General features: G+C 73.5%; 1 pseudogene. It reads right to left on the reverse strand.

The window, feature by feature from the left end:
* Nucleotides 1-3,766, reverse strand: a pseudogene (locus ACFXOM_RS35480) (SDR family NAD(P)-dependent oxidoreductase); the annotation flags it as partial.
* Between the last annotated feature and the right edge of the window lie 25 nt (nucleotides 3,767-3,791).

The raw sequence follows: 3,791 nt of genomic DNA on the forward strand, positions 1-3,791 counted from the left end.
TACCCACCCGCTGAGCACCCTGCCCGGTAAACAAAAACGCCACACGCCCACCAACCACACACCCAGAAACCACACCCGACGCCCCCACACCAGAAACCACCGCCCCAAGACCACGCAACAACTCCGCACGATCCACACCCACCACCACCGCACGCCGCTCAAACAACGCACGCGAAGCAACCAGCGAATACCCCACATCCACCGGGTCGAGTTCGGGACGCGTCTCGACCAGGTCGAGGAGCTTGCGGGCCTGGCCGCGCAGGGACGCCTCGGACTTGGCCGACAGCGGCCACATCACGGCGGCGTCGACCTGGGCAGCCCGGACCCGGGCGTCGCCGTCCGTGGTGTCGGCCGGGGCAGCGGGCGCGGGAACCTCCTGCTCGAGGATCACGTGCACGTTGGTGCCGCTGACGCCGAAGGAGGAGATGCCGGCGCGGCGGGGGCGGCCCGTCTCGGGCCAGTTCCGCTGCTCGGTCAGCAGCTCCACGGCACCCGCCGTCCAGTCGACGTGCGGCGTCGGCTCGTCCACGTGCAGCGTTGCCGGGAGCGTGCCATGGCGCATCGCCATGACCATCTTGATGACGCCCGCGATGCCGGACGCCGTCTGCGCGTGCCCGATGTTCGACTTGATCGAGCCGAGCCACAGCGGCTCGGCGCCTTCGCGGCCCTGGCCGTACGTCGCGAGCAGGGCCTGCGCCTCGATCGGGTCACCCAGCGTCGTACCCGTGCCATGGGCCTCGACCGCGTCCACATCGGCCGTCGTCAGACCCGCGTTCGCCAACGCCTGACGGATGACGCGGCGCTGCGCCGGTCCGTTGGGGGCGCTGATGCCGTTGGAGGCACCGTCCTGGTTGATGGCGGAGCCGCGCACGACGGCGAGGACCTGGTGGCCGTTGCGGCGTGCCTCCGAGAGGCGCTCCAGGAGGATGACGCCGACGCCTTCGCCCCAGCCCGTGCCGTCCGCGGCAGCGGCGAACGGCTTGCAGCGGCCGTCGGCCGCCATGCCGCGCTGGCGTGAGAACTCGATGAAGGCACCCGGGCTGGTCATGACGGCGACACCGCCGGCGAGAGCCATGGAGCACTCGCCCTGACGCAACGCCTGCACCGCCAGGTGCAGCGCCACCAGCGAGGACGAACACGCCGTGTCCACCGTGATGGCCGGACCCTCCAGGCCGAGGGTGTAGGAGACGCGGCCGGAGACGACGGCCGTCTGGCCGCCGGTGATGAAGTAGCCTTCGGCGCCTTCGGGTATCTCGTACGCCTCGGAGCCGTAGCCCTGCGAGCTGACTCCGACGAACACGCCGGTCTGGCTGCCGCGCAGGGTCGCCGGGTCGATGCCCGAGCGTTCCAAAGTCTCCCAGGAGGCTTCGAGCAGCAGCCGCTGCTGCGGGTCCATCGCCAGCGCCTCACGCGGGCTGATCCCGAAGAACGCCGGGTCGAAGGCGCCCGCGTCGTACACGAACGCGCCCTGGCGAGTGTAGGTGGTGCCCGACTTGGTGGGGTCGGGGTCGTAGATCGAGTCGAGGTCCCAGCCGCGGTCGGTGGGGAAGTCACCGATGGTGTCGCGGCCGTCGGCGACGAGCTGCCAGAGGCTTTCCGGTGAGTCGGCGCCGCCCGGGTAGCGGCAGCTCATGCCGACGATCGCGATCGGGTCGTCGTCGATCGCGGAGGCCGCGGCGGCGTCGAGCGAGACCGTCTCGTCGGGGTCGCCGAGGACCTCGGCGAGGAGGAAGTCGGCGACGGCCGACGCGGACGGGTGGTCGAAGACCAGTGTGGCGGGAAGGCGGACGCCGGTCGCGGCGCTGAGCCGGTTGCGGACCTCGACCGCACTGAGTGAGTCGAACCCGAGCTCACTGAACGCGCGGTGGGGTTCGATCGCCTCGGGTCCGGTGTGGCCGAGCACGGAGGCTGCCTGGGCGCGGACCAGTTCGAGGACGACGCCCGCCCGCTCCCCGACGGGGACGGCCGACAGCTGCGCGGCGAGCGCGGAGGGGCTGGCGTCGTCGGGCGCATCGGCCGCGGCCAGGAGCTTCTTGACCTCGGGCAGGTCGCCGATGAGCGGGCGGGACCGGGCCGCGGTGAAGGCGGTGGCGAACCGCTCCCAGTCGATGTCGGCGACGATGCCGGCGGTCTCGTCGTACTCGACGGCTCGCACCAGGGCGGCGACCGCGAGCTCGGGTGCCATGGGCCGCAGGCCGCGCCGCAGGACGAAGTCGGCGTCGTCCGCGTCGCCGAGGCCGCTGCCGCCGTCCCACAGGCCCCAGGCGATGGAGGTGGCGGCCAGGCCGCGGGCGCGGCGCTGCTCGGCGAGGGCGTCGAGGGAGGCGTTGGCGGCGGCGTAGGCGCTCTGGCCTCCGCCGCCGAGGACGCCGGCGTTGGAGGAGAAGAGGACGAACGCGTCGAGCGGGGTGTCGCCGAGGAGTTCGTCGAGGTGGCGGGCGCCCGTCGCCTTGCCGGACATGGCGGCGGCGAGGTCGGCGAGTCCGGTGTCCTCGACGGCGGCGATGCCGCCGACACCGGCGGTGTGCACGACGGCGGTGAGTTCGCGACCGGCGGCGTCGAGGTCCGCGAGCAGCTCGGACAGGGCGTCCCGGTCGGCGACGTCGCAGGCGGCGACGGTGACCTGCGCCCCGAGTTCCTCGAGTTCGGCAGCGAGCTCGGCGGCACCGGGCGCGTCCGCGCCGCGGCGGCTGGTCAGGACCAGGTGTTCGGCGCCACTGCGGGCGAGCCGGCGGGCCACGTGCGCCCCGAGCGCGCCGGTGCCACCGGTGATGAGGACGCTGCCGCGAGGGCGCCAGTCGCGGGCGGGCTTGCCCGCGAGGGGGGTACGAACCAGGCGGCGCGCGTACACGCCTGATCCGCGTACGGCGAGCTGGTCCTCGTCGCCGAGGCCGCCGAGGACACCGGCGAGGCGTGCGGCGGTCCGCTCGTCCAGGACGTCGGAGGACTCGGCTCCCTCGGTGCCGTACTGGCCGTACGGGATGTCGACGAGGCCGCCCCAGCGTTGGGGCTGTTCGAGGCCGACGACGCGGCCGAAGCCCCAGATCTCCGCCCCGGCCCGTGCGGCGGGGCCGTCGCCCGTTCCCGTGGACACGGAGCCGCGGGTCAGCAGCCACAGCGGGGCGTCGATCAGCGCGTCACCGAGGGCCTGGGCGAGGGTGAGCGTGCCGGCCAGACCCGCGGTCACCTCGGCGCGCTCGGGGTGCGGGCGGGTGTCGCCGGCGAGCAGCGACAGGATGCCCCGTACGCCGGTGGGCATGGCGTCCGCCGCGGTACGCAGCCGAAGGGCGAGCGCCGTGCGGTCGGTGTCCGCCGCGTCCCACGGCACGCGGACGACGGTGGCACCGTGGACCGTCAGCGCCGCCTCGATGCCGTCGGCGGGCGCGCCGTCGGTGGGGGCGATCACGAGCCAGCCGCCCTGAAGGTTCGGCGAGCGCGGATCGGCGAGTCGGCGCCAGGTCACGCCGTACCGCCAGGAGTCCACGAGGAGCCGGTTGCGCTGCTGCCTGCGCCAGTTGGCGAGGACGGGGAGCGCGGAGCCGAGCGCGGTCTGCTGTGCGTCGTCGGCGACGTCGAGTTCGAGGTCATCGCTGAGCGCGGCGAGATCTCCGCGTTCGACGGCCTCCCAGAAGCGGGCGTCGAGCGGGTCCACGGCCACGTCGGCGGCGAGCTCGTCCGGCTCCAGCCAGTAGCGGCTGTGCTGGAAGGCATATGTCGGCAGGTCGACGACACGAGCGTCGGCGGGGAGGGTCTGCTCCCAGTCCACGGCCGCACCAGCGGCATACGCCTGA

The sequence above is a fragment of the Streptomyces sp. NPDC059169 genome, from assembly GCF_042755225.1.
GTDB lineage: Bacteria > Actinomycetota > Actinomycetes > Streptomycetales > Streptomycetaceae > Streptomyces.